This window comes from Bradyrhizobium sp. USDA 4472 (assembly GCF_054058595.1).
The window spans coordinates 5069867-5096338 of the sequence record NZ_JBSSAM010000001.1 but is presented as its reverse complement, the minus strand read 5'-3'; the positions used below and the strand labels follow the sequence as shown (position 1 = coordinate 5096338).

25 protein-coding genes and 2 pseudogenes are annotated in these 26472 nt (G+C 63.4%); 10 read left to right on the top strand and 17 right to left on the bottom strand.

Annotated features, from left to right (window positions below):
- Positions 1-11: 11 nt before the first annotated feature.
- On the bottom strand, positions 12-992 hold the full coding sequence (gene rfaD, locus ACVWZ4_RS23700) for an ADP-glyceromanno-heptose 6-epimerase (protein WP_456704597.1): 981 nt from the start codon (positions 990-992) through the stop codon (positions 12-14).
- Between the two features lie 171 nt (positions 993-1163).
- On the opposite strand from rfaD, the gene waaF reads away from it, so the two are divergent.
- Positions 1164-2240: a lipopolysaccharide heptosyltransferase II gene (gene waaF / locus ACVWZ4_RS23695; RefSeq protein ID WP_456704598.1), complete on the top strand. Its 1077-nt coding sequence runs from the start codon at positions 1164-1166 to the stop codon at positions 2238-2240.
- Positions 2241-2341: 101 nt separating this feature from the next.
- Here waaF and ACVWZ4_RS23690 read toward each other — a convergent pair whose 3' ends face one another.
- On the bottom strand, positions 2342-2755 hold the full coding sequence (locus tag ACVWZ4_RS23690; protein ID WP_456704599.1) for a RidA family protein: 414 nt from the start codon (positions 2753-2755) through the stop codon (positions 2342-2344).
- Positions 2756-2883: 128 nt separating this feature from the next.
- Between ACVWZ4_RS23690 and ACVWZ4_RS23685 the strand changes: the two genes are divergently transcribed.
- Both ACVWZ4_RS23685 and ACVWZ4_RS23680 read left to right on the top strand, forming a co-directional pair.
- On the top strand, positions 2884-3375 hold the full coding sequence (locus tag ACVWZ4_RS23685; protein ID WP_456704600.1) for an Lrp/AsnC family transcriptional regulator: 492 nt from the start codon (positions 2884-2886) through the stop codon (positions 3373-3375).
- A 207-nt stretch (positions 3376-3582) separates the two neighbouring features.
- Positions 3583-3765: a hypothetical protein gene (locus ACVWZ4_RS23680; RefSeq protein WP_456704601.1), complete on the top strand. Its 183-nt coding sequence runs from the start codon at positions 3583-3585 to the stop codon at positions 3763-3765.
- A 204-nt stretch (positions 3766-3969) separates the two neighbouring features.
- On the opposite strand, the gene ACVWZ4_RS23675 is transcribed toward ACVWZ4_RS23680, so the two are convergent.
- Positions 3970-5007, bottom strand: coding sequence for a glycosyltransferase family 4 protein (locus ACVWZ4_RS23675; protein WP_456741338.1), 1038 nt, complete (start codon positions 5005-5007; stop codon positions 3970-3972).
- Positions 5008-5132: 125 nt separating this feature from the next.
- On the opposite strand from ACVWZ4_RS23675, the gene galE reads away from it, so the two are divergent.
- The 3 genes from galE (at position 5133) to ACVWZ4_RS23660 (ending at position 8805) form a co-directional block, all read left to right on the top strand.
- Positions 5133-6146, top strand: coding sequence for a UDP-glucose 4-epimerase GalE (gene galE, locus ACVWZ4_RS23670; RefSeq protein ID WP_456741337.1), 1014 nt, complete (start codon positions 5133-5135; stop codon positions 6144-6146).
- A gap of 119 nt (positions 6147-6265) precedes the next feature.
- The gene (locus tag ACVWZ4_RS23665; protein ID WP_456735718.1) at positions 6266-8068 is read left to right on the top strand and encodes an ABC transporter ATP-binding protein; all 1803 of its coding nucleotides are present in this window, start codon (positions 6266-6268) and stop codon (positions 8066-8068) included.
- Between the two features lie 35 nt (positions 8069-8103).
- Complete coding sequence (locus ACVWZ4_RS23660) at positions 8104-8805, top strand: fumarylacetoacetate hydrolase family protein (protein ID WP_456704605.1); 702 nt, start codon at positions 8104-8106, stop codon at positions 8803-8805.
- A 63-nt stretch (positions 8806-8868) separates the two neighbouring features.
- Here the strand turns inward: ACVWZ4_RS23660 and ACVWZ4_RS23655 are convergent, their stop codons facing one another.
- The 4 genes and pseudogenes from ACVWZ4_RS23655 to ACVWZ4_RS23640 all read right to left on the bottom strand — a co-directional run bounded on the left by ACVWZ4_RS23655 (position 8869) and on the right by ACVWZ4_RS23640 (position 11315).
- Entirely contained in the window at positions 8869-10209 is a 1341-nt protein-coding gene (locus ACVWZ4_RS23655; RefSeq protein ID WP_456704606.1) for an MFS transporter, read from the bottom strand.
- Positions 10210-10358: 149 nt separating this feature from the next.
- Positions 10359-10817 (bottom strand): YybH family protein, encoded by a 459-nt coding sequence (locus tag ACVWZ4_RS23650; protein ID WP_456735720.1) that lies wholly within the window; start codon positions 10815-10817, stop codon positions 10359-10361.
- A gap of 141 nt (positions 10818-10958) precedes the next feature.
- Positions 10959-11117 (bottom strand): annotated as a pseudogene (locus ACVWZ4_RS23645) (lipid A hydroxylase LpxO); the annotation flags it as partial.
- A gap of 42 nt (positions 11118-11159) precedes the next feature.
- Positions 11160-11315, bottom strand: coding sequence for a hypothetical protein (locus tag ACVWZ4_RS23640; protein ID WP_177243599.1), 156 nt, complete (start codon positions 11313-11315; stop codon positions 11160-11162).
- Positions 11316-11451: 136 nt separating this feature from the next.
- On the opposite strand from ACVWZ4_RS23640, the pseudogene ACVWZ4_RS23635 reads away from it, so the two are divergent.
- Positions 11452-11703: pseudogene (locus tag ACVWZ4_RS23635) on the top strand (YbfB/YjiJ family MFS transporter); the annotation flags it as partial.
- A gap of 16 nt (positions 11704-11719) precedes the next feature.
- Here ACVWZ4_RS23635 and ACVWZ4_RS23630 read toward each other — a convergent pair.
- From ACVWZ4_RS23630 to ACVWZ4_RS23605, 6 genes are all read right to left on the bottom strand, one after another.
- Positions 11720-12367, bottom strand: coding sequence for a phasin family protein (locus ACVWZ4_RS23630; RefSeq protein ID WP_456741336.1), 648 nt, complete (start codon positions 12365-12367; stop codon positions 11720-11722).
- Complete coding sequence (locus ACVWZ4_RS23625; RefSeq protein WP_456704609.1) at positions 12330-12992, bottom strand: nucleotide-binding protein; 663 nt, start codon at positions 12990-12992, stop codon at positions 12330-12332. Before ACVWZ4_RS23625 ends, ACVWZ4_RS23630 begins: the two co-directional genes overlap by 38 nt.
- Before the next feature lie 143 nt (positions 12993-13135).
- The gene (locus tag ACVWZ4_RS23620) at positions 13136-14596 is read right to left on the bottom strand and encodes a flavin-containing monooxygenase (RefSeq protein WP_456763713.1); all 1461 of its coding nucleotides are present in this window, start codon (positions 14594-14596) and stop codon (positions 13136-13138) included.
- 158 nt (positions 14597-14754) lie between these two features.
- Positions 14755-16176 carry an adenosylhomocysteinase gene (gene ahcY / locus ACVWZ4_RS23615; protein ID WP_456738718.1) on the bottom strand — a complete coding sequence of 474 codons (1422 nt, stop codon included), beginning with the start codon at positions 16174-16176 and terminating at the stop codon, positions 14755-14757.
- Between the two features lie 149 nt (positions 16177-16325).
- Complete coding sequence (gene metK / locus ACVWZ4_RS23610; RefSeq protein WP_456735724.1) at positions 16326-17522, bottom strand: methionine adenosyltransferase; 1197 nt, start codon at positions 17520-17522, stop codon at positions 16326-16328.
- 61 nt (positions 17523-17583) lie between these two features.
- Entirely contained in the window at positions 17584-18939 is a 1356-nt protein-coding gene (locus ACVWZ4_RS23605) for a hypothetical protein (RefSeq protein ID WP_456704613.1), read from the bottom strand.
- Positions 18940-19103: 164 nt separating this feature from the next.
- Between ACVWZ4_RS23605 and ACVWZ4_RS23600 the strand changes: the two genes are divergently transcribed.
- The 3 genes from ACVWZ4_RS23600 (at position 19104) to ACVWZ4_RS23590 (ending at position 22645) form a co-directional block, all read left to right on the top strand.
- A complete protein-coding gene (locus ACVWZ4_RS23600) occupies positions 19104-20819 on the top strand; it encodes a caspase family protein (RefSeq protein ID WP_456741335.1) in 1716 nt (571 codons plus the stop codon).
- 165 nt (positions 20820-20984) lie between these two features.
- The gene (locus ACVWZ4_RS23595; RefSeq protein ID WP_456704615.1) at positions 20985-21182 is read left to right on the top strand and encodes a DUF3311 domain-containing protein; all 198 of its coding nucleotides are present in this window, start codon (positions 20985-20987) and stop codon (positions 21180-21182) included.
- Positions 21179-22645: a sodium:solute symporter family protein gene (locus ACVWZ4_RS23590; RefSeq protein ID WP_456763714.1), complete on the top strand. Its 1467-nt coding sequence runs from the start codon at positions 21179-21181 to the stop codon at positions 22643-22645. Before ACVWZ4_RS23595 ends, ACVWZ4_RS23590 begins: the two co-directional genes overlap by 4 nt.
- A gap of 192 nt (positions 22646-22837) precedes the next feature.
- On the opposite strand, the gene ACVWZ4_RS23585 is transcribed toward ACVWZ4_RS23590, so the two are convergent.
- Genes ACVWZ4_RS23585 through ACVWZ4_RS23570 form a run of 4 tightly spaced genes read right to left on the bottom strand, consistent with a single transcriptional unit; the run spans position 22838 to position 26468 of the window.
- Positions 22838-23956 carry a cobalamin-independent methionine synthase II family protein gene (locus tag ACVWZ4_RS23585; protein ID WP_456704617.1) on the bottom strand — a complete coding sequence of 373 codons (1119 nt, stop codon included), beginning with the start codon at positions 23954-23956 and terminating at the stop codon, positions 22838-22840.
- A 22-nt stretch (positions 23957-23978) separates the two neighbouring features.
- Positions 23979-24695 (bottom strand): ABC transporter ATP-binding protein, encoded by a 717-nt coding sequence (locus ACVWZ4_RS23580; RefSeq protein WP_456741334.1) that lies wholly within the window; start codon positions 24693-24695, stop codon positions 23979-23981.
- Positions 24688-25443: an ABC transporter ATP-binding protein gene (locus tag ACVWZ4_RS23575; RefSeq protein ID WP_456741333.1), complete on the bottom strand. Its 756-nt coding sequence runs from the start codon at positions 25441-25443 to the stop codon at positions 24688-24690. Before ACVWZ4_RS23575 ends, ACVWZ4_RS23580 begins: the two co-directional genes overlap by 8 nt.
- The gene (locus tag ACVWZ4_RS23570) at positions 25440-26468 is read right to left on the bottom strand and encodes a branched-chain amino acid ABC transporter permease (RefSeq protein ID WP_456704620.1); all 1029 of its coding nucleotides are present in this window, start codon (positions 26466-26468) and stop codon (positions 25440-25442) included. The genes ACVWZ4_RS23575 and ACVWZ4_RS23570 overlap by 4 nt, the downstream gene beginning before the upstream one ends.
- Positions 26469-26472: the final 4 nt, after the last annotated feature.

Below are 26472 nucleotides of genomic sequence, written 5' to 3'. Positions count from 1 at the left end.
GGTGATGGGCCTCAGCGGAAACGGTCGGGCCGGTCGAGATAATCCCCGACATAGGCCTTCACCGCGTCTTCGAGCGGGGTGAAGCCGCCGTTATAGCCGGCACGGCAGAGCCGATCGACCTTGCTCTCGGTGAAATACTGATAGCTGCCGCGAATCTGCTCGGGCATGTCGATATAGTCGATGTTCGGCCGGGTCCCGAGCGCGGCGTAGGTCGCGAGCATCAGATCCCTGAAGCTGCGCGCCTTGCCGGTGCCGACGTTGAACAGCCCCGACACCGCAGGCGTCGCGAGCAGCCACATGATGACGCGCACGACATCGTCGACATAGATGAAATCGCGGCGCTGATCGCCGTCGGCGATGCCGTCGCGATGCGACTTGAACAGCTGCACGACGCGGCCCGCCTTGACGTCATCGAAGCGGCGCGCCAGCACGCTCATCATCGTGCCCTTGTGGTATTCGTTCGGACCGAACACGTTGAAGAATTTCAGTCCGGCCCATTGCGGCGGCATCGAAGCGCCGTTCGCGACGCGCTCGGCGACCGCGAGATCGAACAGCTGCTTGCTCCAGCCGTAGAGATTCATCGGCCGCAGCCTCTTCAGCGCCGGTAGCGATGCATCATCGTCAAAACCCTCGGCGCCGTCGCCATAGGTCGCAGCCGACGAGGCGTAGATCAGCGGCACCTTGTTCGCCGTACACCAGTCGAGCAGGCGCGTCGAAAAGCGAAAATTGGTCTCTATCACGAGATCGCCGTCGGTCGCGGTGGTCTCGGAAATCGCCCCGAGATGGATCACGGCATCGAGCTTGCGGCCCTTCAACCATCCTGGCAGTTCCGCCGGCGGAACGATATCCACAAGCTGGCGCTTGGCGAGATTGCGCCATTTGCCGTCGCTGCCCAGGAGGTCGCAGACCACGACATCGCTGCGCCCCGCCAGGTTCAGCGCGGCGACGACATTCGATCCGATAAAACCGGCCCCGCCGGTCACCAGCAACATTCCAACATCCCTGCCTGATTTTGACGGCCCGATACCTGCCGTAGCGCATCATCCGCCAAAGTGTAAGCATTTTGGGCAGACGCTTTGGACTCGCTTCTGCCGGCTTTACCTGCCGGCCCGGAGCGGCTAACCGAACCACCACAGCAAGAGCGTTTGCGGCCCCATTAACTGATGAATATTGATTCGCAATTTGGCAGGAACGACGAGCGGAGCGACACCCGCCCGATTCTCATCGTCCCCTATATGTGGATCGGCGATTTCGTCCGGAATCACACCGTGGTACGGGTGCTGAAAGAGCGCTGGCCGAACCGGCCGGTCGATCTGCTCACCACGACGCTTTGCGCCCCTCTGGTCGACTACATGCCCGGCGTGCGCCAAGGCATCGTTTGGGACTTGCCCCGCAGTCGCCTGGCGGTACGCCGCCAGTTCGGCCTGGCAAAGCTCCTGCGCGAGCGGAACTACGGCACGGCCCTGGTGCTGCCCCGCACCTGGAAGGCAGCCATTGCGCCGACGCTGGCCGGTATTCCCGAAAGGGTCGGCTGGGTCGGCGAGATCAGGTTCGGGCTGATCAACCAATGGCGCTGGGGCGAGAGCAAGCTTCCCCGTTTCATCGACGAGAATGCCGCCCTCGCCCTGCCGGACGGCGCCCCGTTGCCGCCGGAATGGCCGGTGCCGCAATTGCGGGTCTCGCCCGAGGAGATCGCCCGCTGGCGCCAGGCCAACGGCCTCAGCGCGGGCGCCGCCGTCGCGCTCGCCCCCGGCTCCGTCGGGGTCTCCAAACGCTGGACCTACTATCCGGAGGCCGCCCGGTTGCTGATCGAGCGCGGACTGGAGGTCTGGGTGGTCGGCGGCCCCGCGGAAAAAGGCCTCGCGCAGGAAATCGTCGCGGCGGGAGGCCCCGGGGCCGCTGGCGGCCCAGGGGTGCGGGACCTCACCGGCAATGATTTGCGCAACGGCGTGCTGGCCATGGCCGCGGCCGGCGTCGCGATCTCGAACGACTCAGGCCTGATGCACATCGCGGCCGCGCTGGGCACGCCCACCATGGGCATCTTCGGCCCGACCAGCCCCTACCTCTGGGCTCCCCTCAACGGCCTCGCCGCAACCGTGGTGCAGGACAAGAGCGTGCTCTCGTGCCAGCCCTGCCAGAGCACGATCTGCAAAATGAACGACCACAGGTGTATGCGGGACATCGCGGCCGAAGAGGTGGCGGCGATTGCGGAGAGGGTGCTGGCTGAGGTGGCGGGCTGACCAGGACGCGGACTCATCAGGGCGGAGCCACAGCCTGCTGAAGACCTGCAAGGCCGCGATGTCGTCCGCAGTTGTTCCGTTCGCGACCGCCTTCCTTGAACCTATGCGGCCGCCACTGCTTCGATCTCAATCAGCAAGCTCTCCAAATAGAGGTGCGAAACCTCAACCAGGGTGACCGCGGGTGCGACGGCCGGCGTCACCGAGTTGAAGAAGCGATCGCGTGCCCGCCTGTAGTCCGCCAACCTGTCCATGTCGCGGACGAAGACCGTCAGCTTCACCAAATTCGAGGCGGCGCAACCAGCGCTCTCCAGCGCAGCCGAGAGATTGCGGAATGCCTGCTCAGCCTGTGCCTCTATGTCGTCACCTCCAACAATCGCGCCGGTAGCGTCAACACCGGCCTGTCCGGCAATGAAGATCAGACGGCCGCCGCGCACGTCGACCACGTGGGAGTAGCCAGGCGGCCGTTCGAGAGCGGGCGGGTTCAGGTAGCGAACAACGGCGGCGTCGGTTGGCATGAGGCAGCTCCATTCATTGACTGCACAAACTATGTCTCATGATCCCCGGGCACGTCTTTGCGAATTAGGCTATGAGAGGGCCAGATCGCGCAATAAATCGCCCCACAGGATCGAAGAAGTGAGCACCTATGCCAAATCCAGAGCTGGACGAGATCGATCGCCGCATTATTGCCGAACTGCAGGCGGATGCGCGACTGACCAACATTGAGTTGGCTAACCGCGTCGGACTTTCCGCGTCTCCGTGCCTGCGCCGGGTGCGACGATTGGCTGACGAAGGTGTCATCGCCGGATATCGCGCCGTGCTACATCGCAACCGCGTCGGTCTTGGCCTCACGGTCTTCCTCGCCGTGAAGATCGATCGCCACGCCAACGATCGTGCCCTCGACTTCGAGCACGCCGTAACCGCTATGCCCGAGGTGGTCGGATGCCATCTCGTGGCAGGCGAGGCTGACTATGTCTTGGAAGTCGTGGTGCCCGACATGGAGCGCTATCAGCAATTTCTTGTCGGCAAACTTCTGGAGTTGCCAATCGTTCGCGACGCGCGCAGCAACATCGCCATTCAATCCCTCAAAGCTGATGCGCCTCTTCCGCTCGGGCACTTCGGTCCTGACGGCCAGTGAATGTCGGCTGTGATCCCAACCGCAACGAAATGTCCGTCGACCGGAATGGCTCAAAGTGGCCCACAGGCGAAGTCCGGCGATGTCCGGTTTTGCGCCGCTACTGGAGTGTGAGCAGACATCCCCCAGCCGTGCCCCGTTCCAACCCAACTTATGTTGGATACACGCATCGGAAGAATTGGCATTCTCTCACCTTCGGGGGAAAAGCCAATGGACGAAGACTTCATCAAGGAACGCGCTCAAGACATTCGCGAGCTTGCGGCGAAGGCGGACCCGTTCACCCGAAAGCGCCTGCTCGATCTTGCCGACACTTACGAGCGCAGGCTTCGCCCGGCGCCGCATGCCGCGCCAAGACTTGCAGCTCGGCATTCGCAGACGCAGATCAAGCACTAGGCATGCCCGAGGGGAAGGAGCGCGAGAGCGCCAGCGGAAGCTCGTCCGCTATTCTTGGAAGATGCCAATCTACACCTGTTTTGCCCGACGGAACAAGCGAAATTCGCAAAATCCGCATTCCGGCCGCACGCGCCCGACAAGCCATTGGTTTTGCTTGCACCGGCTACTGTGCATGGGGTTGTTTTCACGCTTGGGAAAAGCGGCTCAAAGCAACGGCCGATAGACCTCGCCGATCCGGGCCGCCTCGGCATCGAGGCTGAACTTTTCCAGCACCCGCGCCCGCCCGCGCTCGCCCATCGCGGTCGCGGCAGCCACGTCACGCATCAGCGGTTCGAGCGCGGCGACCAGCGCATCGGCGTCGCCGGTCGGGATCAGCACGCCGCTTAACCCATCCTCGACCACGAGCTCGGCAGCACCGGCACGCGCGGCGACCAGCGCGCTGCCTGATGCCATCGCCTCGATCAGCGTCAGGCCGAATCCTTCGTTGCGCGAGGTGAAGGCGTAGATCGTCAGCCGCTGATACCAGCGCTGCACGTCTTCGATCGCAAGCTCGCCGGTGATGACGATGCGCGATTGCAGGCCAGCCGCTTCGATGCGCTTCTTCAGGTCGTTCGCAAAGGGCGCCTGTTCGGCCGTGACCTGGCCGACGATCACGGCCGTAAATTCGGGATGGCGCGGCAAGAGGCGGCACATCGCCTCGACGAACACATCGGTGCCCTTCTGCGCGCGCACGCGGCCGAAACAGCCGATGGCGTAACGGCCGGGCAAGCCGCTTTCCGCGAAGGCGGCTGCGCGATCCGATGGCGGCGCATAGACGTCGGTGTCGACGCCATGCGGGATCACCTTCGCTTCGACTTTGAGGAACGAGGCCGAGACGTCCGATGTCGCGATGATCGCGTCCATGCGGCGGATCAGCCAGCGCGTGATCCAGGTGTGACGCCGCTGCCCTGCCGAGGTGAAGACCAGTTTCAGCGGCCAGCCCAGGGTCCGCAGCAGGACGCCCGCGATCATCTCGTTGTTGCGGCGCGCGTGCCAGATCAACGGCATCTTGCGCCCCCATAGTTTCAGGAGATCGGCGACGCTCAATCGCGCAATCCCCTCCGGAGCGTCCGAGCCAAACCAGGCCGAGCGATAGAGTTTCGCCAGCCGCGGCGCCACCATCCGGTTGGTCGCGGTGACCCCGGAATAGCGCCTGTGCAGATTTGGCACGATCACTTGCAGATCGGCTGGGAAATTTGCCACGTCATGCTCCGTTCGGTGAGCCCCTATACGCAACATTAAGCATAGTGACCAGTTCAGCGGCGCCGAAACCCCCTCTTCACCGCGCAAACGTTAACTTGGCACGTTGATCGAGGACGGGTGAGATCATGACTGTGCTAGTCACCGGCGGCGCCGGCTATATCGGAAGTCACACGGTCCTGACGCTGGCGGAAGCCGGCGAGGACGTCGTCGTGATCGACGATCTCTCCACGGGTTTCTCCGCGTATCTGCCCGAAGGCGTGCCGCTGTTCATCGGCGATGCCGGCGACGAGAACCTGCTCGAAGGCGTGATCGCCCAGCACGACATCGAGAGCATCATCCATTTTGCGGGCTCCGTGGTCGTGCCGGATTCGATGCGCGATCCGCTCGGCTACTACCACAACAATTTCACGACCGCGCGCAACCTGCTCAACGTCGCCGTCAAGCGCGGCATCAGCCGCTTCATCTTCTCCTCGACCGCTGCCGTCTATGGCAACCCGGACCAGGTGCCGGTGCCCGAGCACGCGCCCACCCGGCCGCTCTCGCCCTATGGTTCGTCCAAGCTGATGACCGAGATCATGCTGCACGACGTCGCCGCCGCCTACGGCATGCAGTACGTGGCGCTGCGCTATTTCAACGTCGCAGGTGCCGACCCGCAGGCGCGTATAGGGCTCGCCACCGTCGGCGCCACGCATCTGCTCAAGATCGCAGTGGAGGCCGCGACCGGCCAGCGCGCCAAGATCGACGTCTTCGGCACCGACTATCCGACCCCGGACGGCAGCTGCATTCGCGACTTCATCCACGTCACGGACCTGTCACAGGCGCATCGCTCGGCGCTGGCTTATCTGCGCGATGGCGGCGCCTCGACCACGCTGAATTGCGGCTACGGCCGCGGCTATTCCGTGCTCGAAACCATCGATGCCGTCCGCAGGGTGTCCGGTCGCAGCTTCGCCGTGCAATACGCCCCGCGCCGGCCCGGCGACATCATGACCATGGTCGCCGACACCAGCCGCATCCGCGGCCTGCTCGACTGGAAGCCGCAATACGAGGATCTGGAGACCATCGCCGCCCACGCCCTGGCCTGGGAGGACAAGCTGTTCCGCGAGCGCCACGGCGAGCTCCGCCGCGCCGCCTCGGCCTAGAATCCGTCCGGGCGCAAGCCCTTAATTGGGCTTGAAAACCGCAGCTTTAGCGGGCACAGAGGCCCTTCGATCCCTGACGCGCGGGCAGGCTTTTCGCCTTGGCCGTCAATGGACCCCGGATGGCCCAGTTTCCAAAGAAAATCACCGACGATCCCTATGCGGCAGCGATTCTGATTCGCCGCCTGATCCTGGAACAGGGAGTCGTCTACTGGCGGCGCTACCTCGTTGCCTTTGCGCTGATGGCGGCTGCCGCAGGCTCAACCGCCGGCGCGACCTACGTGCTCGGCCAGGTCATCAACCAGGCCTATGTCGACAAGAACATCCCGGGCATCGCGATGTTCTCCGGCATCACGGTGATCCTGCTCTTCATCAAGGGCGTGGCGACCTACGGCCACATGGTGATCATGACCAAGATCAGCAACGCCATCCTCGCCACCAACCAGCGCCAGCTGTTCGCCAAGCTGATGCGCGAGAGCGTCGGCTTCTTTTCCGAGCGGCATTCGTCCGAATTTCTGGCGCGGCTGACTGCTGGTGCGAAATCCATCACCGACGTCCTCAATATGCTGGTCAACGCCGTCGGGCGCGACCTCATGATGCTGCTCGCCATGATCGGCGTCATGGTGTGGCAGGATCCGCTGATGTCGCTGATCGGCCTCGTCGCGGTGCCGCCGGCGATGCTGGTGCTGCGCAAGCTGGTCAAGCGCATCAAGGGTCTCGCCCACAATCAGTTCACCGGCACCGCCGACATCCTTGAGACGATGCAGGAGTCTCTCCAGGGTATCCGCACGGTGAAGGCGTTCACGCTCGAAGACACCATGCAGAGCCGCATCGACGAGAACATCGCGATCGTCGAGCGCAACGCCAACAAGATGGCCCGCGTCGCCAACCGCTCCAACCCGCTGATGGAAATGCTCGGCGGCTTCGCCGTTGCCGGCTGCCTGCTCTATGGCGGCTACAGCGTTGTCGCGCTCAACGCCACGCCCGGCGCGTTCTTCTCCTTCATGACCGCTTTCCTGATGGCGACCGAGCCGGCCAAGCGGCTGGCGCGGCTCAACATCGATCTCAACAGCCAGCTGGTCGGCGCGCGTATGCTGCTCGAAGTGGTCGACAGCCCGGCGAGCGAGCATTCCGACGACGACAAGCCCGCACTGAAGCTGTCCGACGCGCGGATCGAGTTCCGCGACGTCAGCTTCGCCTACCGCACCAACGAGACCGTGCTCAACCGCATGAGCTTCGTTGCCGAACCCGGCAAGGTCACGGCGCTGGTCGGCCCCTCCGGCGGCGGCAAGTCGACCGTGCTGGCGCTGCTCTTGCGCTTCTACGAGCTGACGCAAGGCGACATCGTGATCGACGGCCAGTCGATCGGCACGATCTCGCGCAAATCGCTCCGGGCGCAGACCGCCTATGTCGGCCAGGACGTCTATCTGTTCCGCGACACCATCCGCAACAACATCGCCTTCGGCAAACCGGGCGCGAGCGAGGACGAGATCATCGAGGCGGCGAAGGCCGCTTGCGCGCATGATTTCATCATGGGCTTCCCGCTCGGCTACGACACGCCGGTCGGTGAGCACGGCACGCAGCTCTCCGGCGGGCAGCGCCAGCGAATTGCGGTCGCCCGCGCGCTGATCAAGAACGCACCGATCATCCTGCTGGACGAAGCCACCGCCGCGCTCGACTCGGAGTCCGAGCGGCAGGTGCAGGAGGCGATCGAGCATCTCTGCCAGAACCGCACCACCCTCGTGATCGCGCACCGCCTGCACACCATCATGCACGCCGACGCGATCGTGGTGGTCGAGGGCGGCGAGATTGTCGAGCAGGGTCGGCATGACGAGTTGCTGCGCCGCGGAGGCCGCTACGCGTCGTTCTTCCGCCTGCAGCATTACGATGCCGGCGCGCTGGCGCCGATCAGCGCAACCGCATAGAATTCCCTCCACCCCAAGAGCAGCGAGACTTCTTCATGAACGCCGCCTCCTACGTCATCCCGCTTCCCCCTCAGGCTTCGCTCCCCGTCGTCGGCGAGACCGGCCGTTATCCGGTGCGCCGCATCTGGTGCGTCGGTCGCAATTATCTCGAACATATCCGCGAGATGGGCAATGACGAGCGCGCGCCGCCGTTCTTCTTCGCCAAGCACGCCGACATGCTGGTGCCTGACGGCGCGACCATTCCCTATCCGCCGCTGACCAAGGATCTGCATCATGAGGTCGAGCTGATCGTGGCGATGAAGAGCGGCGGGCTGAACATCCCCGCCGACAAGGCGCTCGACCACGTCTACGGCTATGCCGTCGGCATCGACCTGACCCGCCGCGACCTCCAGATCGCCTCGCGCAAGAAGGAGCGTCCCTGGGAGGTCGGCAAGTCGTTCGACGGCTCCGCGCCGTGCTCCGCGGTGCAGCCGGCTTCGAAGATCGGCCATCCCGCCAAGGGCAAGATCTGGCTCACGGTCAACGGCAAGGAAGCTCAGAAAGGCGATCTGACCGAGCTGATCTGGAACGTGCCCGAGATCATCTGGCAGCTCTCGCAACAGGTGAAGCTTGCCGCCGGAGACATCATCATGACGGGCACGCCGGCTGGGGTGTCGCAGCTCCAGCCCGGCGACAAGCTCGAATGCGGCGTCGACGGCGTCGGCACGCTGAAGGTCTCGATCGGGCAGCCGGAGTAAGGCTGATCTCGATATCACGGGAAAAGCAGAGCCCCGGACATCGCGTCCGGGGCTTTTGTGCTCTCAAGTTCGCCGCTCGTGCGCGCCCGCTGCGTTGATGTCCTTCCCGGTGTAATCGGTCATCATCGCGGTCGCGACCAGCGTCATGACTGCGCAAATCGCGATGTAGACGGCAATGGCGGTCGCCGACTGGAACTTGCCGAACAGCCAGGTGGCGATCAGCGGCGCGGGACCGCCGGCGATCACCGATGCGAGTTGATAGCCGAGCGAGGAGCCGCTGTAGCGCAGGCGTCCGGTAAAGCTCTCGGCAATCAAGGCGGCTTGCGGCCCGTACTGCATGTCGTGCGGAATCAGCGACAGAATGATTGCCAGGAAGATGATGCTCAGCGAGCCGGTATTGAGCATCGCGAAATAGATGAAGCCGAAGATGCCCGTCGCGGCAGCGCCGAGCATATACATGTTCTTGCGGCCGATCTGATCGGAGATGTGCCCGCACAGCGGGATCGAGACGAACGACAGCACCGACGCCGAGAGCACCGCGGTCAGCAGGAAGTCGCGTGAAACGTGCAGGGTACCGATGCCATAGGAGAACACGAAGGCGGTGAAGATGTAGAACGGCGCCTGCTCGGACATGCGGGCGAAGGCCGACAGAAGAATTTCCTTCGGGTATTCCCGGATGACGGTCAGCATCGGCGTGCGGTCGACCTGACGTTCAGCCACGAGCTTCGAGAATACAGGCGTTTCGAGAATGCCGAGCCGGATGTAGAGGCCGACACCGACCAGGATGATGCTGAGCGCAAACGGAATGCGCCAGCCCCACGCCAGGAACTGATCGCCCGCCATCTGGCTGAACGCCAGCACGGCGAGATTGGCCAGGAACAGGCCGCAGGGCACGCCGAATTGCGGCCATGATGCGACCAATCCCCGGGAATGGTCGTTGCGGGCCCACTCCATCGACATCAGCACCGAGCCACCCCACTCGCCGCCGACGCCGACGCCCTGAATGAATCGCAGCACGGTCAGGATCACCGCGCCCCAGATGCCGATACTGGCATAGGTCGGCACCACGGCCACTGCGGCGGTCGCCAGTCCCATCAGGAGCAGCGTCGCGATCAGCGTCGATTTACGTCCGATGCGGTCGCCATAGTGCCCAAAGATTGCCGCGCCGATTGGGCGCGCGACGAAGCCGACCGCATAGATCGCAAACGCCTCTAGCGTACCAACCCAGGGATCGGAGTGCGGAAAGAACAGCTTTGCGAAAACCAGACCCGTGACGGTGCTATAGAGAAAAAAATCGTACCACTCGATCGCAGTCCCGATCGTGGAGGCGATCACGGCGCGACGAAGCTGGAGCTGATGCTCGGATGCAGTGAGTCGGGTGGCGTCGAAGCCGAGTGTTGCCATGGGAATGTTCTCCCGGACAGGCCCCCGGTTGCGCGTTTCATCGGTTATTCGTTGCGGAACCAACGATATCGGGTTCCAAGGGTTCCAGCCGGGGCGGAATGAGCAGCTAACACTTTAGTCGGCCGATAAATCCGGCAATGGCTGCTGTACTACCGGGCCTTCACCGCTCGATTGGCGTAGCTCGCCTGCGGCACACCGCGGTTGAGCGACATGTGCGAGTGCACGCACAGCCAACCAACGGCATTCCTCGAAAAGATCATGGTCGCCCGGCCCGGGCGGGGAAATACGCTGCCGTCGGGATGATAGCCAGTGCTCGTCCAGGGCGCGATCACTGTCGCCATCGCGCCGTCAGGCGATGCCAGAACCGAGATCTGATCAAGCACGAAGCGGAAGTCGGTCGTCTTGGGCCAGACGTTGTCCCATTGCGTGGTGACCCATTGGTCCAGGCCCGGGATGACGTCATTATGCGTACCGAAGGCCAGCACATCCGGATGGAAGAGTGGCCGCGCCGAAGCATAGTCGACCTCGCGGACATAGCGAGCAAAGACATCCAACCACTCGCGGAAGAATTGGACAATCTCGGTGTTCGCAATTGGCAACGGGCCCATTGCCTGCTCCAGGTTTGGCGGCTAAATCGCGGCAACCTTGTTGCCATGGACCGACGCGTGCAGCAAGATTCGGTCTGCCGCACAGACTGCGTCAAAACACGACACGGATGTCTCGGATGTCGTGCCGCGGTTTATCCGGTCCTTCCAGCCATTTTTGAACAACGAGTAGAAGCCCCAATCGTTGTTCTTGGCGGCCGCGGATAAAACCTCCGTCGAACAGGCCAACGGCTTCGTCGCGGATGGTCTCCCAATTCTGGCTGAGCGGCTTGAGCTCGGGAACTGCTCGACCGGGATCACCGGCCCGACCGTCGAGACCAAGTAGATTCGATTGCGCGTGTTCGGTCACGCACGGGACAGTGCCTGGAGACCCTTGAAAGTCAGGCGCTTGGGGTCCGTAACGCCAGCGAGATAGAGTTGGCGAATAAAGGCGATGACGGCGTCGCGGTCGCAATCGGTCAGCGCGACGACGGCGTCGACCGCAATCTTCTGGGCTTCCATTGGGCTCACCTCGGCCTTGCGAGTAACCCGGCCGAAACAGGCTAGGACACATCCGTTAATCAGGCGTTAACCGTTCCGCGAGGATGCCCGATTCCCCCCGGTGGCCCTATACGCAAAACAGCGCTGCATTCCTGAGCCGCTGGTGCTCGGGCGCATCCACGAGGTTGTCCCGCACTCGGCTGAACAGCAACGCGCGACTTGGAGCCACGCCACGACAAGCCTTGCGTTGCTCCAGGCGGCCGCCGCCTGCGGCTTCTCCGGGATTTACGCGGCAGACCGGCGGCGACTATCTCGTCTTGTTCGCCCCGGTGGCGGCGCCGTGGTGCTGGCGCTCGCGATCGACATTGGCCTCGCCCTCATTGTCCCGCGCAGATCCCGAGCGCCATGACGCCAGGCGCGCGGTGCTATCTGGGCCCGGGATTCATCATGTTCTGAGCAACCGATTTCAGCAACTCGGCTTGCTTCAGGACCAACTCACATTGCTTTCGCGCATGCGTGCTCGACAGCTCGACCAACTCCGCCAGCGTTCTCGCCCGGCCCAATTCCCGCGCATACTCCAAGGTCGCACCCGCATTGATTTTCATCAGTTCGAGCACGACCAGACGACACTCAGCTGCCGTTCCAATCGCCTCGATGAGGTGACTTTCCGTGGCGCCGGTTGCGTTGGCATCCGATGTCGTACCGTCAAGCCGCGGCTTTGCGAGGTCCTTTGCGAGGTTCTTGGCGAAATCCAGCGCAGCGTGAGCACCAGTTTTCATGCCGTCCAGAGCGCGGGCCTGGCACTCCTTGGCCAAGTCCACGATGAGATCAGTGCTAGTGCTGTCCGGAGGTTCCGATCTTGCAGCGATAACGCTGACCGCTTCTTGTGCCGGAACAGGCATCGGAGGCGCGATCTGCGGCGCATCTTGAACGGTTGCGGTGACCGAGCCCGGCGCCATCGCCAAGCCCTCGTCGACGGCGCGGCTCACTTCGGCCGCCAGTTCCAGCAGTGAGCGACGCCCGGTGCGTGCAATGTCAGCAGGCTGTCTTGAGCGCGGCTTGCCCATGATCATTCGACTCCACGGTAAGACGCTCCGAGATCCACCCCCATAGCGCCACAATTTCCTCCGAGGCTTTTCCCTCCGGCGCGAACTCGGTCACGCCCAGCCCAGCCCCGAGCGCATCCTGGTGGTCGTTACGCTGCCCGATGAAAGGGAGCGCAAGCACGCCGAGCGAGTTGAGCGACGCGGCAGCTTCGCTCAGCCGAGACCCCCGTGTGGGCGTTTGATTGAGGACGAAGGCAAACCGGCGATCGAGCCTGCGAATAGCGATTAGCGTAGGTATTGCGGCTTCGATATCGGCCGGACTCGGACGCGCCGGGATGAGACAAAGATCGGCACAGGCGATGGCGCGCGTCGCCAAAACGTTGTTCGTGGCAGCGGTGTCGATGATTGCGAGCCAAATCCCGTCAGCCTGCAGACGAGATATCACCGGCTCGATTTCGGCGGCATCCGCAACGCGCTCGACGCGAGGATAGGGATTCTCGCGGCGTTCTCTCCATTTCGAGATCGTACCTTGCGCGTCCGCCTCGATGAGAGCGACGCGCTCAGAGCGCCGCATCGCTGCCATCGCCAGGCCAACGGACAGGGTGCTCTTACCGCTTCCGCCTTTTTGCGTGACCACAGCAAGGACGTGCATGTCGCGCGCTCTCCCTAAGACGGCAACGAACCGGAACTCATGCGTTGTCGGAAATAAATTGCATTGCGACGCAGCAACACTACCGGAGGTCGCGATTCGTCTCAAGAGATCGCGAGGCCTCGCCGGTAACATGCGGAGCGGGATCAGGAATACTGCATCACGCCGTCGTCGATTCGGCCGAAGCGCAAGGAAACGATGTCGAGGGCGTAGTTCTGGTACAGCCGCCACGGCTGCTTGGAGCCCTGCTTGGGCATCTTCGCGACCGAACGCTGCACATAGCCCGAGGTAAAATCGAGCGACGGCTGCGCGGTAATATCCGGGTCGGCATTGTGCGGCATGCACTGGCGGAAATTATGCCGGTCCATGTAGTTGATGAGCCGGCAGACATATTCGCAGGTGAGATCGCATTTCAGCGTCCAGGAGGCGTTGGTGTAGCCGAAGGCGGACGCGATGTTCGGCACGTCGGCATACATCATGCCCTTGTAGGTCAGTGTGTTGGCGAAATCGACGGCGCGGCCGTCGACGCTCACCTCGAGGCCGCCGACGACCTGAAGCACCAGGCCCGTCGCCGTCACGATGATGTCGGCGCGGAGTTCGCTGCCGTCCTTCAGACGGATGCCGTCGTGCGTAAAAGTGTCGATCTCGCAGGTGACGACGGTGGCGCGCTTTTCTCTGATCGCCTTGAAGAGGTCGCCGTCGGGCACGAGACAGAGCCGCTGGTCCCAGGGATTGTAGCGCGGCGTGAAATGCGTGGCGATGTCGTAATCCGGCCCGAGCGCAGCGCGCACCCCGCCGAGGATCAGGTTCTTCACCTTGTCCGGTCGCCGCCGGCTGAGCTGGAAGAAGAACATCCCCCACAAGACGTTGCGCCAGCGGATCACATGATAGGCAAGCCGCGTCGGCAGGTTGCGGCGCAATTTGTTGGCGATCGGATCCTGCGCGGGGCGCGACACGACGTAGGTGGGCGAACGCTGGAGCATGGTGACCTGTGCGGCTTTCTTGGCGAGCTCCGGCACCAGGGTCACCGCGGTCGCACCCGAGCCGATCACGACAACGCGCTTTCCGGCGTAGTCGATATCCTCCGTCCATTTCTGCGGATGCACGATGCGGCCGGCGAAATCCGCAACGCCCGCAAACTCCGGTGTGTAACCTGCCTCGTATTTATAGTAGCCCGCACACATGAACAGGAAATTGCAGGTGAAGCGCACAAGCTCCATCGCTCCCTCGCCTGCCGGGCGCTCGACCTCCACGGTCCATCGCGCCTCAGCCGTGGACCATGCCGCACGCTTGACGCGATGACGGAAGCGAACGTGCTTCTCGATGCCGTTCTCCACTGCCGTCTCGCGGACGTAATTCAGGATCTGCGGTCCGTCGGCGATCGCCTTCGGATCGGTCCACGGCTTGAAGGAATAGCCGAGCGTGAACATGTCGCTGTCGGAGCGGATGCCGGGATAGCGAAACAGGTCCCACGTGCCGCCGATGCGGTCGCGCCCCTCCAGGATGACGTAGCTCTTGCCCGGGCACCTGGTCTGGAGATGATAGCCCGCGCCGATGCCTGATAGCCCGGCACCGACGATGAGCACGTCGAAATGTTCTTGCTGCATGGTTTCCTCCGCCGGACGTGGATTGTCAGACCATCGCTGACGCCCGTCAATCGGCAATCGGCCGCCGGCACCACCGGGGGCAGCGCCCGTCGTCTCCAGCCCACAAACAGAAAAGCCCCGGATCGCTCCGGGGCTTCTGATGTCTTGAGGCGATCGGCTCAGTAGCGATAGTGATCGCTCTTGTACGGGCCTTCCTGCTTGACGCCGATGTAGTCCGCCTGGTCCTTGCGCAGCTCGGTCAGCTTGACGCCGATCTTGGCGAGATGCAGGCGCGCGACCTTCTCGTCGAGCGTCTTCGGCAGCACATAGACTTCCTTCTTGTACTTGCCGTCCTTGTTGTTGGCGAACAGCTCGATCTGCGCCAGCGTCTGGTTGGTGAAGGAGGCCGACATCACGAAGGACGGATGGCCCATCGCATTGCCGAGGTTCACCAGACGCCCCTCCGACAGCAGGATGATGCGGTGCTTGTCGGGGAATTCGATCTCGTCGACCTGAGGCTTGATGTTGGTCCACTTCAGATTGCGCAGGGACGCGATCTGGATCTCGTTGTCGAAGTGACCGATGTTGCAGACGATGGCGCGATCCTTCATCGCGCGCATGTGCTCGATGGTGATGATGTCCTTGTTGCCGGTCGCGGTGACGAAGATGTCGGCGCGGGGCGCGGCATCTTCCATGGTCGTGACCTCATAGCCCTCCATCGAAGCCTGCAGCGCGCAGATCGGATCGACTTCTGACACCATGACGCGACAGCCGGCCTGGCGCAGCGAAGCCGCCGAGCCCTTGCCGACGTCGCCGAAGCCCGCGACCATCGCGATCTTGCCCGACATCATCACGTCGGTGCCGCGGCGGATGCCGTCGACCAGCGATTCACGGCAGCCATAGAGATTGTCGAACTTCGACTTGGTCACGCTGTCGTTGACGTTGATCGCCGGCCACAGCAGCGTGCCGGCCTTCTGCATGTCATAAAGCCGATGCACGCCCGTGGTGGTCTCTTCGGAAACGCCCTTGATGCTCTCGGCGATTCCCGCGAAGTAGCCCTTCGGCTTTTCCTTGAGCTGCTTCTTCAGCAGCGCGAAGAAGACTTCCTCTTCTTCCGAGCCCGGCTTGTCCAGGAACGCCGTGTCGCCCTTCTCGGCGCGCAGACCGAGATGGACGTACATGGTGGCGTCGCCGCCGTCGTCGAGGATCATGTTCGGGTGACCGCCGCCGTGCCAGTCGAACAGCTTGGCGGTGTAGTCCCAGTAATCCTTCAGCGTCTCACCCTTGACGGCGAACACCGGAATGCCGGCGGCCGCGATCGCGGCAGCAGCGTGGTCCTGTGTCGAATAGATGTTGCATGAGACCCAGCGGATGTCGGCGCCGAGCGCTGCCAGCGTCTCGATCAGCACGCCGGTCTGAATGGTCATGTGCAGGGAGCCTGCGATGCGCGCCCCCTTCAGCGGCTGCTTCGGGCCGTACTCCTCGCGGGTGGCCATCAGGCCGGGCATCTCGGTCTCGGCGAGCGAGAGTTCCTTGCGGCCGAAATCGGCGAGCGAAATGTCCTTGACGATGTAATCGGTAAAGCCGGGCTTCGCGTTCATTGCGAGTGTCCTGTTGTTGTATTGGTCATTCCGGGCGCCTCGACGAGGCGAACTACGGTGCGCAGTTGCGCACCTGAGATTCTCGATTTGATGATGGGAATCCCGGGTTCGTTTGCCTGTCGCGAGCGAACCCGGGAGGACGCACAAAATCAGACAGCGCGCTTGAGCGCTTCGACGAGATCGGTCTTCTCCCAGGAGAAGCCGCCCTCGTTGTCGGGCGTGCGGCCGAAATGGCCATAAGCCGACGTGCGCGCGTAGATCGGGCGGTTGAGATCGAGATGGCTGCGGATGCCGCGCGGGGTGAGGTCCATCGCCTTCGCGGCGGCCTTCTCGAGCTGATCCTCGGACACTTTACCGGTGCCGTGGGTGTCGATGTAGATCGACAGGGGACGCGCCACGCCGATGGCATAAGCCAGCTGCAGCGTGCAGCGGTCGGCGAGACCAGCCGCAACGATGTTCTTGGCGACGTAACGCGCAGCATAGGCCGCCGAACGGTCGACCTTGGTCGGATCCTTGCCGGAGAACGCGCCGCCGCCGTGCGGAGCCGCGCCACCGTAAGTGTCGACGATGATCTTGCGGCCGGTCAGACCGGAGTCGCCGTCGGGGCCGCCGATGAAGAACTTGCCGGTCGGGTTGATGTGCCAGATGGTCTTCGGCGTGATCCAGTCCTTCGGCAGCGCCTCCCGCACATAGGGCTCGACGATGTCGCGGATCTGCTTGGACGAGATGTCCTCGACCAGATGCTGGTGCGACACCACGATCTCGCGCACGCCGACGGGCTTGCCGTTCTCGTACTGCACGGTGACCTGGCTCTTGGAATCAGGACCGAGCACCTTCTCCTTGCCGGAGTGACGGGCTTCCGAGATGAGGCGGAGGATCTTGTGGGCATAGAAGATCGGCGCCGGCATCAGGTCGGGCGTCTCATTGGTGGCGTAACCGAACATGATGCCCTGGTCGCCAGCGCCCTCCTCCTTGACTTCGCCCGGCTGGAGCGCGTCGACGCCCTGGGCAATGTCGGCTGACTGCGGATGCAGCAGGATCTCGATGTCGGCCTTTTCCCAGTGGAAGCCGTCCTGCTCGTAGCCGATGTCCTTGATGGCGTCGCGCACGACGCTCTCGATCTGCTCATTGCTGACCGACTTCGGGCCACGGGTCTCGCCCGCGATCACGACCTTGTTGGTGGTCGCGAGCGTCTCGCAGGCGGCGCGGATCTGCCACGGGTCAATGCCGGCTTTCGGCCCTTCGCGGTAGAACAGGTCGACGATTTCGTCGGAAATCCGGTCGCAGACCTTGTCCGGATGGCCTTCGGACACGGACTCGCTGGTGAAGAGATAGGACGCGCGCATCAGTAACCCCTTGTCCCGCCGCTCTCGGCGGTTCGTTTGCGATGTTTACCGTTGGATTATGTCAATCACGCCGGCGCGAGATGACGTAGGATTCGTCGAGAAACCAGAGCCCGTTGTACTTTCGCAGCACATCCCTGGCGGCATCCAGAGTGCGGCCGTTTTGAGTCATATCTGTCAACCGGTCGTCCTCAATCTGAGCGACATACACCGCCGCATTCCACGCTGCAAAGGCTGTCGAGGTTCCGATAGTACCCGTTACCTCGTTGGGCAGCGCTTCCATATCATACCTGAAGATCGAACGGTTATCCGCGTAGGCATTAAAATTTAAGTCGCGGCCCAACGACCCAAGCTCATACTTAACGGCGCGCAATAGCTCATGGCGGCTGACCGAGAAAGGATTTTCTCCGGGCCAGATCGCCTGGATCATTTCCATTCCTGGATCGTGACCATGGGAGTGAATACCGATCAGGCGGCCACCCGGCCGCAAGGCCTTGGCCAGTGGTGCAATGATCCGCTTGGCCCGGAAATTGACTGATGAAAGAGCCCGGTATGGCTGCGATGCGATCACCAGGTCGAAATTGGCCTCGGTCTGGCCCGGCCGCGGAATCGTCGAATCGAGCAAAAACCTGTGGTCGTCGCGGTAGAGCACGAGCACGACGGGCCGCTCATAGAGCGGCATGGCCGTGCGCGGGCTGATGGCTGCGCGCCAGTTCTGCTCCAGGAATGGCCTGAGCTCCGCGATCTGCTGCTCGAATTCGCCTGACGACGCGCCGCGCAGCGGGACCTCGTGCCAGACGGTGGCAGCTGCTGCTGCCGGCGACGCCGGCGTCAGCCACGGCGCCTCCGAGTAGAACATGTTTGTGAAGACGAAAACCGATGCCGGATGCTCGAAAATGCGGTCCGGGACCTTCTCCAGCGTCAGGCGCAGATCCTCGAGACTGAGCTCCTTGCCGGCGACATAGAACGGCATGTGCGGGTAACGCTGATGCGTGGCGCGCAGCACCCGCGCCAGCACCGTGCCGTCTCCGACGCCCGCGTCGAAAATGCGCAGCGCCGGCGGGCGCGGATGGATGGTGGATAGCTCGAGTGCCACCCGGTCTGCGATCACCCGCTTCTCGCTGCAGGTGTGGACGAACAGCAGGTATTTCTGCCGGTTCTCGAAGAAGCGGAAATTGCCGCGTGGATCGCGCTTTTCCGGGGGTACCTGCAGTCCCCGCGGCGGCGGCATGCCGCCGGTCATGGAGGCCGCCATATAGGCCTGGATCCGCTCCAGCGTATCGATCGTGATGCGCTTGCCCTCGCGCAGCCGGTGCACGAGCTTCCCATCGTTCACCGCACGCCGGCCAAACGTCGATTCCGCCATGTCCGCCTTGCGGCAGAACTCGGTGATTTGGCTCAGGATTTCGTCGTTTTTCATGGATGGGACAAGAGTGGGCAGAAAAGTTGGGACCCGCTTCCTAGCAGCTTCTGCCCACTCAGGGAATACCGTTGGCTGCTTCACCCCAGGTCCTACGACGCGGGCGTGAACCCCAGTGGGTCACCGGGCAACAAACATGCACTTCTCCTCGGGAATCACCGCCCATGCGCCGCCAGCTCATCGCGCTCGCCTTGCTCGCCGCACCCCTTTGGTCCGCACCTGCATCAGCTCAGTCGCGCGGCCAGTTGGGCCCGCTCTGCACCACCGAGACCACGCCAGCCGACCAGATGGTCGACGCCTGCAGCAAAATCATCGCGCTGAAGGTTTTCAAGGGCGCGCAGCTCGCGACCGTCTATTTCTGGCGCGCCGTAGCCTGGAACAAGAAAGGCGACTACGCCAAGGTCATTGCCGACACCACGGAAGCGATCCGGCTTCAGCCGGGCCAGGCGGTCTACAATCTCAGGGGCTCGGCCTATTACGACAAGGGCGACTACGACATCGCGATCGCGGATTTCGACGATGCGCTGAAGATCGGGCCGCCAAGCGGCATCATCTTCCACAACCGCGGTAATGCCTGGCGCGGCAAAGGCGACTACGCCAAGGCGATCGCCGATTACGATATGTCGATCAAATCAGATCCGAGATCGGCGTTCTCGTTCCAGAACCGTGGCATCGCAAAGGAGGCGCTCGGCGACCTCGACGGAGCGCTCACCGACATCAACCAGGCGATCCGGCTCGATCCGACGCTGCCGCAGCCGCTGATCAACCGTACCGCGATCTGGCGCGCCAGAGGCGATCTCGATCGCGCCATTGCCGACGGCAGCGCTGCGATCCGGCTCGCCAAGGACAAGCCGCCGGTCAACGTCATGACGCCGCCGAACAGCGTGCTGATCTCCGCCTATACAAATCGCGCCCTGGCCTACGAAGCCAAGGGCGACTACGCGCACGCAAAAGACGACTACAACGCCACGCTTGCGATCGTGGCCTCCGATGCCGGCAGCAAGGCCAACCAGGCCACCGCAAGAGTGAGGCTGTCGCTGGTGACGGACGCCGCCGCGCCGATCCCGCAGGAGGCGCCCTCGCCGACGGCGGCTCCTCCTCCACAGCAGACGGAGGCAAAGCCTCCACTCTCGCCTGCGTCCTCGCCTTCGCCTGCCGCTCGCGGCATCCGCATGGCACTTGTCATCGGCAACGGCGCCTACGCCCATGTGAAGGCGTTGCCCAATCCGCCCAACGACGCACGCGCCGTTGCGAAAAGCCTGCGCGACGTCGGCTTCACCGTCTCGGAGGGCATCGACCTCGACCGCGCAGCGATGCAGAAGATGACGCGCGATTTCTTGCGTGAGGCGTCGCGGGCGCAAGTAGCCCTGGTCTATTATGCCGGCCACGGCGTGCAGGTCGATGCCCGCAACTATCTCATTCCCGTCGACGTCGAGCTGAAGCCCGGCACGAGCATGACGGATGCGATGATCGACATGGACACGATCCTGGCCGGCCTCGACGACCAGGTCCGCACCAACATCCTGATCTTCGATGCCTGCCGTAACAATCCAATGGCGCAGCAGACGGCAAGCGGCAACAGCCGCGGCCTCGAAGCCGCACCTGGCCTTGCCGCGCCGTCGAGCCTCGGCTCCGGCGCGACGTTAGGGGCCGGCACGCTGATCGCATTCGCAACGGCGCCAGGCCAGGTGGCGCTCGACGGCGAAGGCGCGAATTCACCGTTCTCCGCGGCGCTCTCCCGCCATCTCGGCACGCCCGGCCTCGAAGTCCAGCAGATGCTGACGCGGGTGCGGGCGGAGGTGGTGTCGACCACGAAGAGCAAGCAGGTGCCGTGGTCGAATTCGTCGCTGCTGGGAGAGGTCTATCTGGCGGAGAAGTGAGCGTGCACCTCGCGTCCAATTGCCGAGTCAGGGCAAGCAAGGAGGCACCAGCAATTCGGCGCGAGACCGGTCGAGAGCCGCCTGAACGCTTTCTTAGCCATTGGTAGCGGGCAGGAACTTTCACAAAAGGCATCTGTTCTCACCGGGAACAAGAGTCTTTTGTCCATGCGCAACATCCGCTGGATTGCCATTATCCCGTTCCTCGCGCTGATTGTCGGCCCGTTCTTCGTCAACCGGGTGGATCCGCTGATCCTCGGCCTGCCGTTCCTGCTGGCCTGGATCGTGCTGTGGATCCTGATCACGTCAGTCATCATGGCCGTGATCTACGCCGCTGATCCGGCCAACCGGGGGGATGAGACGTGAACGGTGCGCTACCCTTCATCGCCGCCGCCGCGCTGTTGGCGCTCGCGCTGGGCTTTCTCGCCCGTCGCGGCAAGAACATGAACCTGGAAGAGTGGACCGTTGGCGGGCGCGGCTTCGGCGCGATTTTCGTGTTCCTGCTGCTCGCCGGAGAGATCTACACCACCTTCACCTTCCTCGGGGGCAGCGGCTACGCCTATGGCAAGGGTGCGCCAGCCTATTACATTCTCGCTTATGGCACGCTGGCCTACGTGCTGTCCTATTTCATGCTGCCGCCGATCTGGCGCTATGCCAAGGAGCACCGGCTCTACTCCCAGTCGGACTTCTTCGTGCGCAAATATGATAGCCCGACTCTGGGTGTCATCGTCGCGATCGTCGATATCGTGGCGCTGATCCCCTACCTTGTTCTTCAGTTCAAGGGGCTCGGTATCATCGTCGAGGTCGCCGGCTATGGGGCGATCTCCTCCACCGTCGCGATCTGGACCGGCGCAATAGTCGTGGCAGCCTATGTGATGGTCTCGGGCGTGCACGGATCGGCCTGGACTGCCGTCGCCAAAGATCTCTTGATCCTCGTCGTCGTCATCTTCCTCGGGATTTACCTGCCCCATCACTACTACGGCGGGCTCGCGTCGATGTTCTCGGCGATCGAGCAGGCGAAGCCCGGATTCGCCGTGCTGCCGCCGCACGGTGAAAGCCTGTGGTGGTTCTCCTCGACCGTGCTGCTCACGGCGCTTGGGTTCTACATGTGGCCGCACAGCTTCGGCTCGATCTATACGGCGAGGAGCGCCAGGGTCATTCGCAAGAACGCGATCGTGCTGCCGCTATATCAGCTCATCCTGTTGTTCGTGTTCTTCGTCGGCTTCGCAGCGATCCTTCAGGTTCCGGGGCTCACTGGCCCGAACATCGATTTGGCGCTGTTCAAGCTCTCGGTGAAGACATTCGACCCCTGGTTTGTCGGGGTGATCGGTGCGACCGGTGTGCTCACTGCGCTGGTACCTGGATCGATGATCCTGATGACTGCAGCGACCTTGATCGCCAACAATCTTTACCGCGCCCTCGACCCGTCGGCTGACGATCGAAGAGTGTCTCTGCTCGCAAAACTGCTGGTGCCGGTGGTGGCGCTGGTTGCGGTGTTCTTCACATTGAAGGGCGGAGAGACCATCGTGGCGTTGCTGCTGATGGGGTACAGCCTGGTCACCCAGCTGTTTCCATCGCTGGTGCTCAGCCTCGCGCAACGCAACGCCGCGACGCGCGAAGGCGCGATGGCGGGCATTATCGCCGGCGTTGCCACGGTCGCCGTCGTCAGCTTGACTGGCGTGAACTTCCACAAGCTGCCGTGGCTGCCGCCGGAGATCCAGGACCTCAACATCGGCATTGTCGCGCTGATCGTGAATTTCATCGTGCTGATCGTGGTGAGCGCCCTGACCCGACATGCCGCCGAGCCCGCGCGCGCTGCCGCGGAATAACACGACGCCGCGGCCTACCGACTAATCGTGGAGACTAATGGTGGAGAATGACAGCCGTTAGCGGTCGCGCCAAATTGTGCTGCCGCACGGCAATAGAGAGCAAAGCGGGCGTCGTTCACGTCACGCCGCCCGTATGGGTATACGTCGGTCACGCCCCGCCTTTCGCGGGGCATGACGGCAGCACGAGGCAGCTTAATTGCCCCAAACTTCCTTCGCTATCTCGACCGCGAGGCTTAGCTTGGCCCACTGCTCTTCCTCGGAGAGGATATTGCCCTCTTCCGTGGAGGCAAAGCCGCACTGTGGCGACAGCGCGAGCTGCTCCAGCGGCGCGAACTTGGAAGCCTCTTCGAGACGACGCTTGATGTCGTCCTTCTTCTCGAGCTCGCCGAACTTCGAGGTGATGACGCCGACCACGACGACCTTGTTGCCCCTGGGCAGGAAGCGCAGCGGCTCGAAGCCGCCGGCGCGGTCGCTGTCGTATTCGAGGAAGTAGCCGTCGTAATTGGTGCCCGCGAGCATGGTCTCTGCCACCGGCTCATAGCCGCCCGAGGAAATCCAGGTCGAACGGAAATTGCCGCGGCAGACATGCGTGGTCACCACCATGTCGGCAGGTTTCTCGGCCAGCGCGTAGTTGATGATACGGGCGTAGATCTGCTGGAGACCGTCCGGATTGTCGCCGCGCTCGCGGGCCTTCTGCAACTCGTCGGGCGAGCAGAGATATGCCCATACGGTGTCGTCGAACTGCAGATAGCGGCAGCCGGCGTCGTAGAACGCCTTGACCGCCTTGCGGTAGGTCTTGCCGAGGTCTTCATAAAAGGCGTCGAGATCCGGATAGACATCCTTGGAGATCGACTTGCGGCCGCCACGGAAGTGCAGCACCGCCGGCGACGGGATCGTCATCTTGGCGGTGACGTGGGCCTGGTCGGCGACCTTCTTCAAGAAGCGGAAGTGGTCGAGCATCGGGTGATCGTCGGGGAAATCGAGCTTGTCGATCACCCGCACCGCGTCGTGACGGGTCTGCACGCCCGCGAACTGGATGCCCGTGTCGGGGTGGAATAGCTCGCAGCCGGTGAGCTTGGCCAGGAAGTCGAAATGCCACCAGGAGCGGCGGAATTCGCCGTCGGTCGCGAGCTTCAGGCCCACCGAGGCCTGCTTGTGCACGACCTTCTCGATCTCCATGTCCTCGATCTTGCGCAGATCCTCGGCCGAGATCTCGCCCTTCTCAAGCCGACTGCGGGCTTCCTTGATCTTGGCGGGACGCAGGAGGCTGCCGACTTCGTCGGCGCGGAAGGGGGCTTTGGTTCGCAGCATTTCTTAACTCCCAAGATGCTTCTTAATGGGCCGCCGCTCCTGCAACGCCGAGATGGCGCTCCAGGACCGACGGGTCGGTTTTCAGCGCGGCGCTCGGGGCGTCGTGGACGATCGTTCCGCGCTCCAATATCACAACACGGTCGGCGAGCCCCAGAATCTTTTGCGCGTTCTGCTCGACGATGATCGAGCAAATGCCGCCCGCGCGGGTGATGGCCCCGATTGCCTTCAGAAGCTCCTCGACGATGATGGGGGCGAGGCCCTCGGTCGGCTCGTCCAGCAGCAGGACCTTCGGATTGAGGGTGAGCGCGCGGCCGATCGCCAGCATCTGCTGCTCGCCGCCGGAGAGCTGGTTGCCGAAATTGCTGCGGCGTTCCTTCAGCCGAGGGAACATCTCATAGACCTTTTCGACGGTCCAGGGACCGGGCTGCGCCACCGCGGTCATGTTCTCTTCCACCGTCAGCGACCGGAAAATGTTGCGCTCCTGCGGCACCCAGCCGATTCCGGCACGCGCCCGCTGGTCGGGCCGCAAGCTCGTGACGTCAGTGCCGGCGAGCGTGACCGAGCCGGAGAAACGGCGGGTGACGCCGACGACGGAGTTGATCAGCGTGGTCTTGCCGGTGCCGTTGCGTCCCAGCAGCGCCAGTACCTGTCCTTCGGCAAGGCGCAAGGACATGTTGGGCAGCACCACGGCCTCTCCGTAGCCGGCACGCAGGGACTCGATCGCGAGCAAGTCAGACATTGACTGCCTCCTCGCCGAGATAGACCGCCTTCACTTGCGGATCACGCGCGACCTGGTCGGGCGGCCCCTCCGTCAGCAGGGCGCCGGAGACCAGTACCGAAATGCGGTCGGCAAACGAGAACACGAGATCCATGTCGTGCTCGATCAGCAACACGGTGACGTCGCGCGGCAGGCTGCCCACCACCGCGAGAATGTCGTGCCGCTCGCTCTCGGGTACGCCGGCGGCGGGCTCGTCCAGCAGCAGCACGCGCGGCTTGGCGGCAATGGCGACCGCGATCTCGAGCAGGCGCTGCTTGCCGTAGGGCAACGTCACGGTCTGCTCGTTCATGACGTCGAGCAGGTGGAAGCGCGTCAGGAGGTCGGCGATCTCGCCGTTGACGTCGCTGCGCGTCCCCATCCGCCGCCACCAGTCGCCGCCGTGGCCGTGGCGTTCGGAAACGGCGAGGCCGATGGTCTCGAGCGGGGTCAAATCAGCATAGAGCTGATTGATCTGGAAGGTGCGGGACAGACCGCGCAGCACGCGCCTGTGCACAGGCAGATCGGTGATGTCCTGGCCTTCGAGCAGGATGCGGCCGGAATTCGGCTTGAGCACGCCGGTGAGCTGGTTGATGACGGTGGTCTTGCCGGCGCCGTTCGGTCCGATCAGTGCATGGCGGGCGCCCTGCTCGATCCTGAGCGACAAGTCCCGGGTGACGCGCAGGCCGCCAAAGGTCTTTTCAAGATTTCGGGTTTCCAGCGCAATCGTCATGCGTCGCTCTCCGGCACGGTCACGATCGCCTTGCGGCCCCCAATCTGCTTGATCAGGAGGTTAGGAAGGTACAACGCGCCATAATGCAGGCGCTGGCGACCGACCAGCACGATCACGACCAGCACGACGCCGATCCAGAATTGCCAATATTGCGGAGTGATGGTGGAGAACACTTCCTGAAGGATGCGGAAGATCACCGCGCCGATCAGCCCGCCGTAGAGATAGCCGGTGCCGCCGATGACGAGCACCAGCATCAGATCGGCCGAGCGCTCGAAGGCGAACACGTCGAGCGAGGCGATGGCCGTGGTCTGGGTGAAGAGCGCGCCCGCGATGCCGGCATAGAACGCGGCCAGCGTATAGATCGCGATCAGGCGGCGGTTGACGGGGATGCCGATGGCGGCGGCACGCAGTGGATTGTTCTTGATCGCGCGCAGCGACAGGCCGAACGGCGAGTGCACAATGCGGCGGGCGAGCAGGAACAGCACGAACAGCACAGCCAGCGAATAGAAGAAGCCGGCCTTGCCGAACATGTCGAACGGGATCTGGCCGAGGATCGGCTGCATGTCGATGCCCTGCAGACCATCGGTGCCGCCGGTGATGTTCGAGAACCGTTCAGCGAGCGCCTCCAGCAGCAGCGCGATGCCGAGCGTCACCATCAGGCGGGTCAGGTCGACGCCGCGGATCACCAGGAAGCTGGCCGCGAATCCGAGCACCGTTGCGGCGAGGCCCGCCGCGATCAGCGCCAGCACAGGCTCATTGATGATGCCGTGCAACGCCAGCAATCCCGCCGCATAGGCGCCGACGCCGAAGAAGGCGGCGTGGCCGAGCGAAACGATGCCGGCATAGCCGAGGATGAGATCGAGCGACATCGCAAACAGCGCCAGCCGCAGGATGTCGGTCATGATCAGATAGCGCGAGGGAAACAGAAAGCCGCAGGCGAGCACGACAAGCCAGAAGGCCGCCTCGCCATAGTGCCAGCGCGCCTGCCGCTGGGCGTGGAAAGCGACGTCGGACGAAGCGCTCATCGGC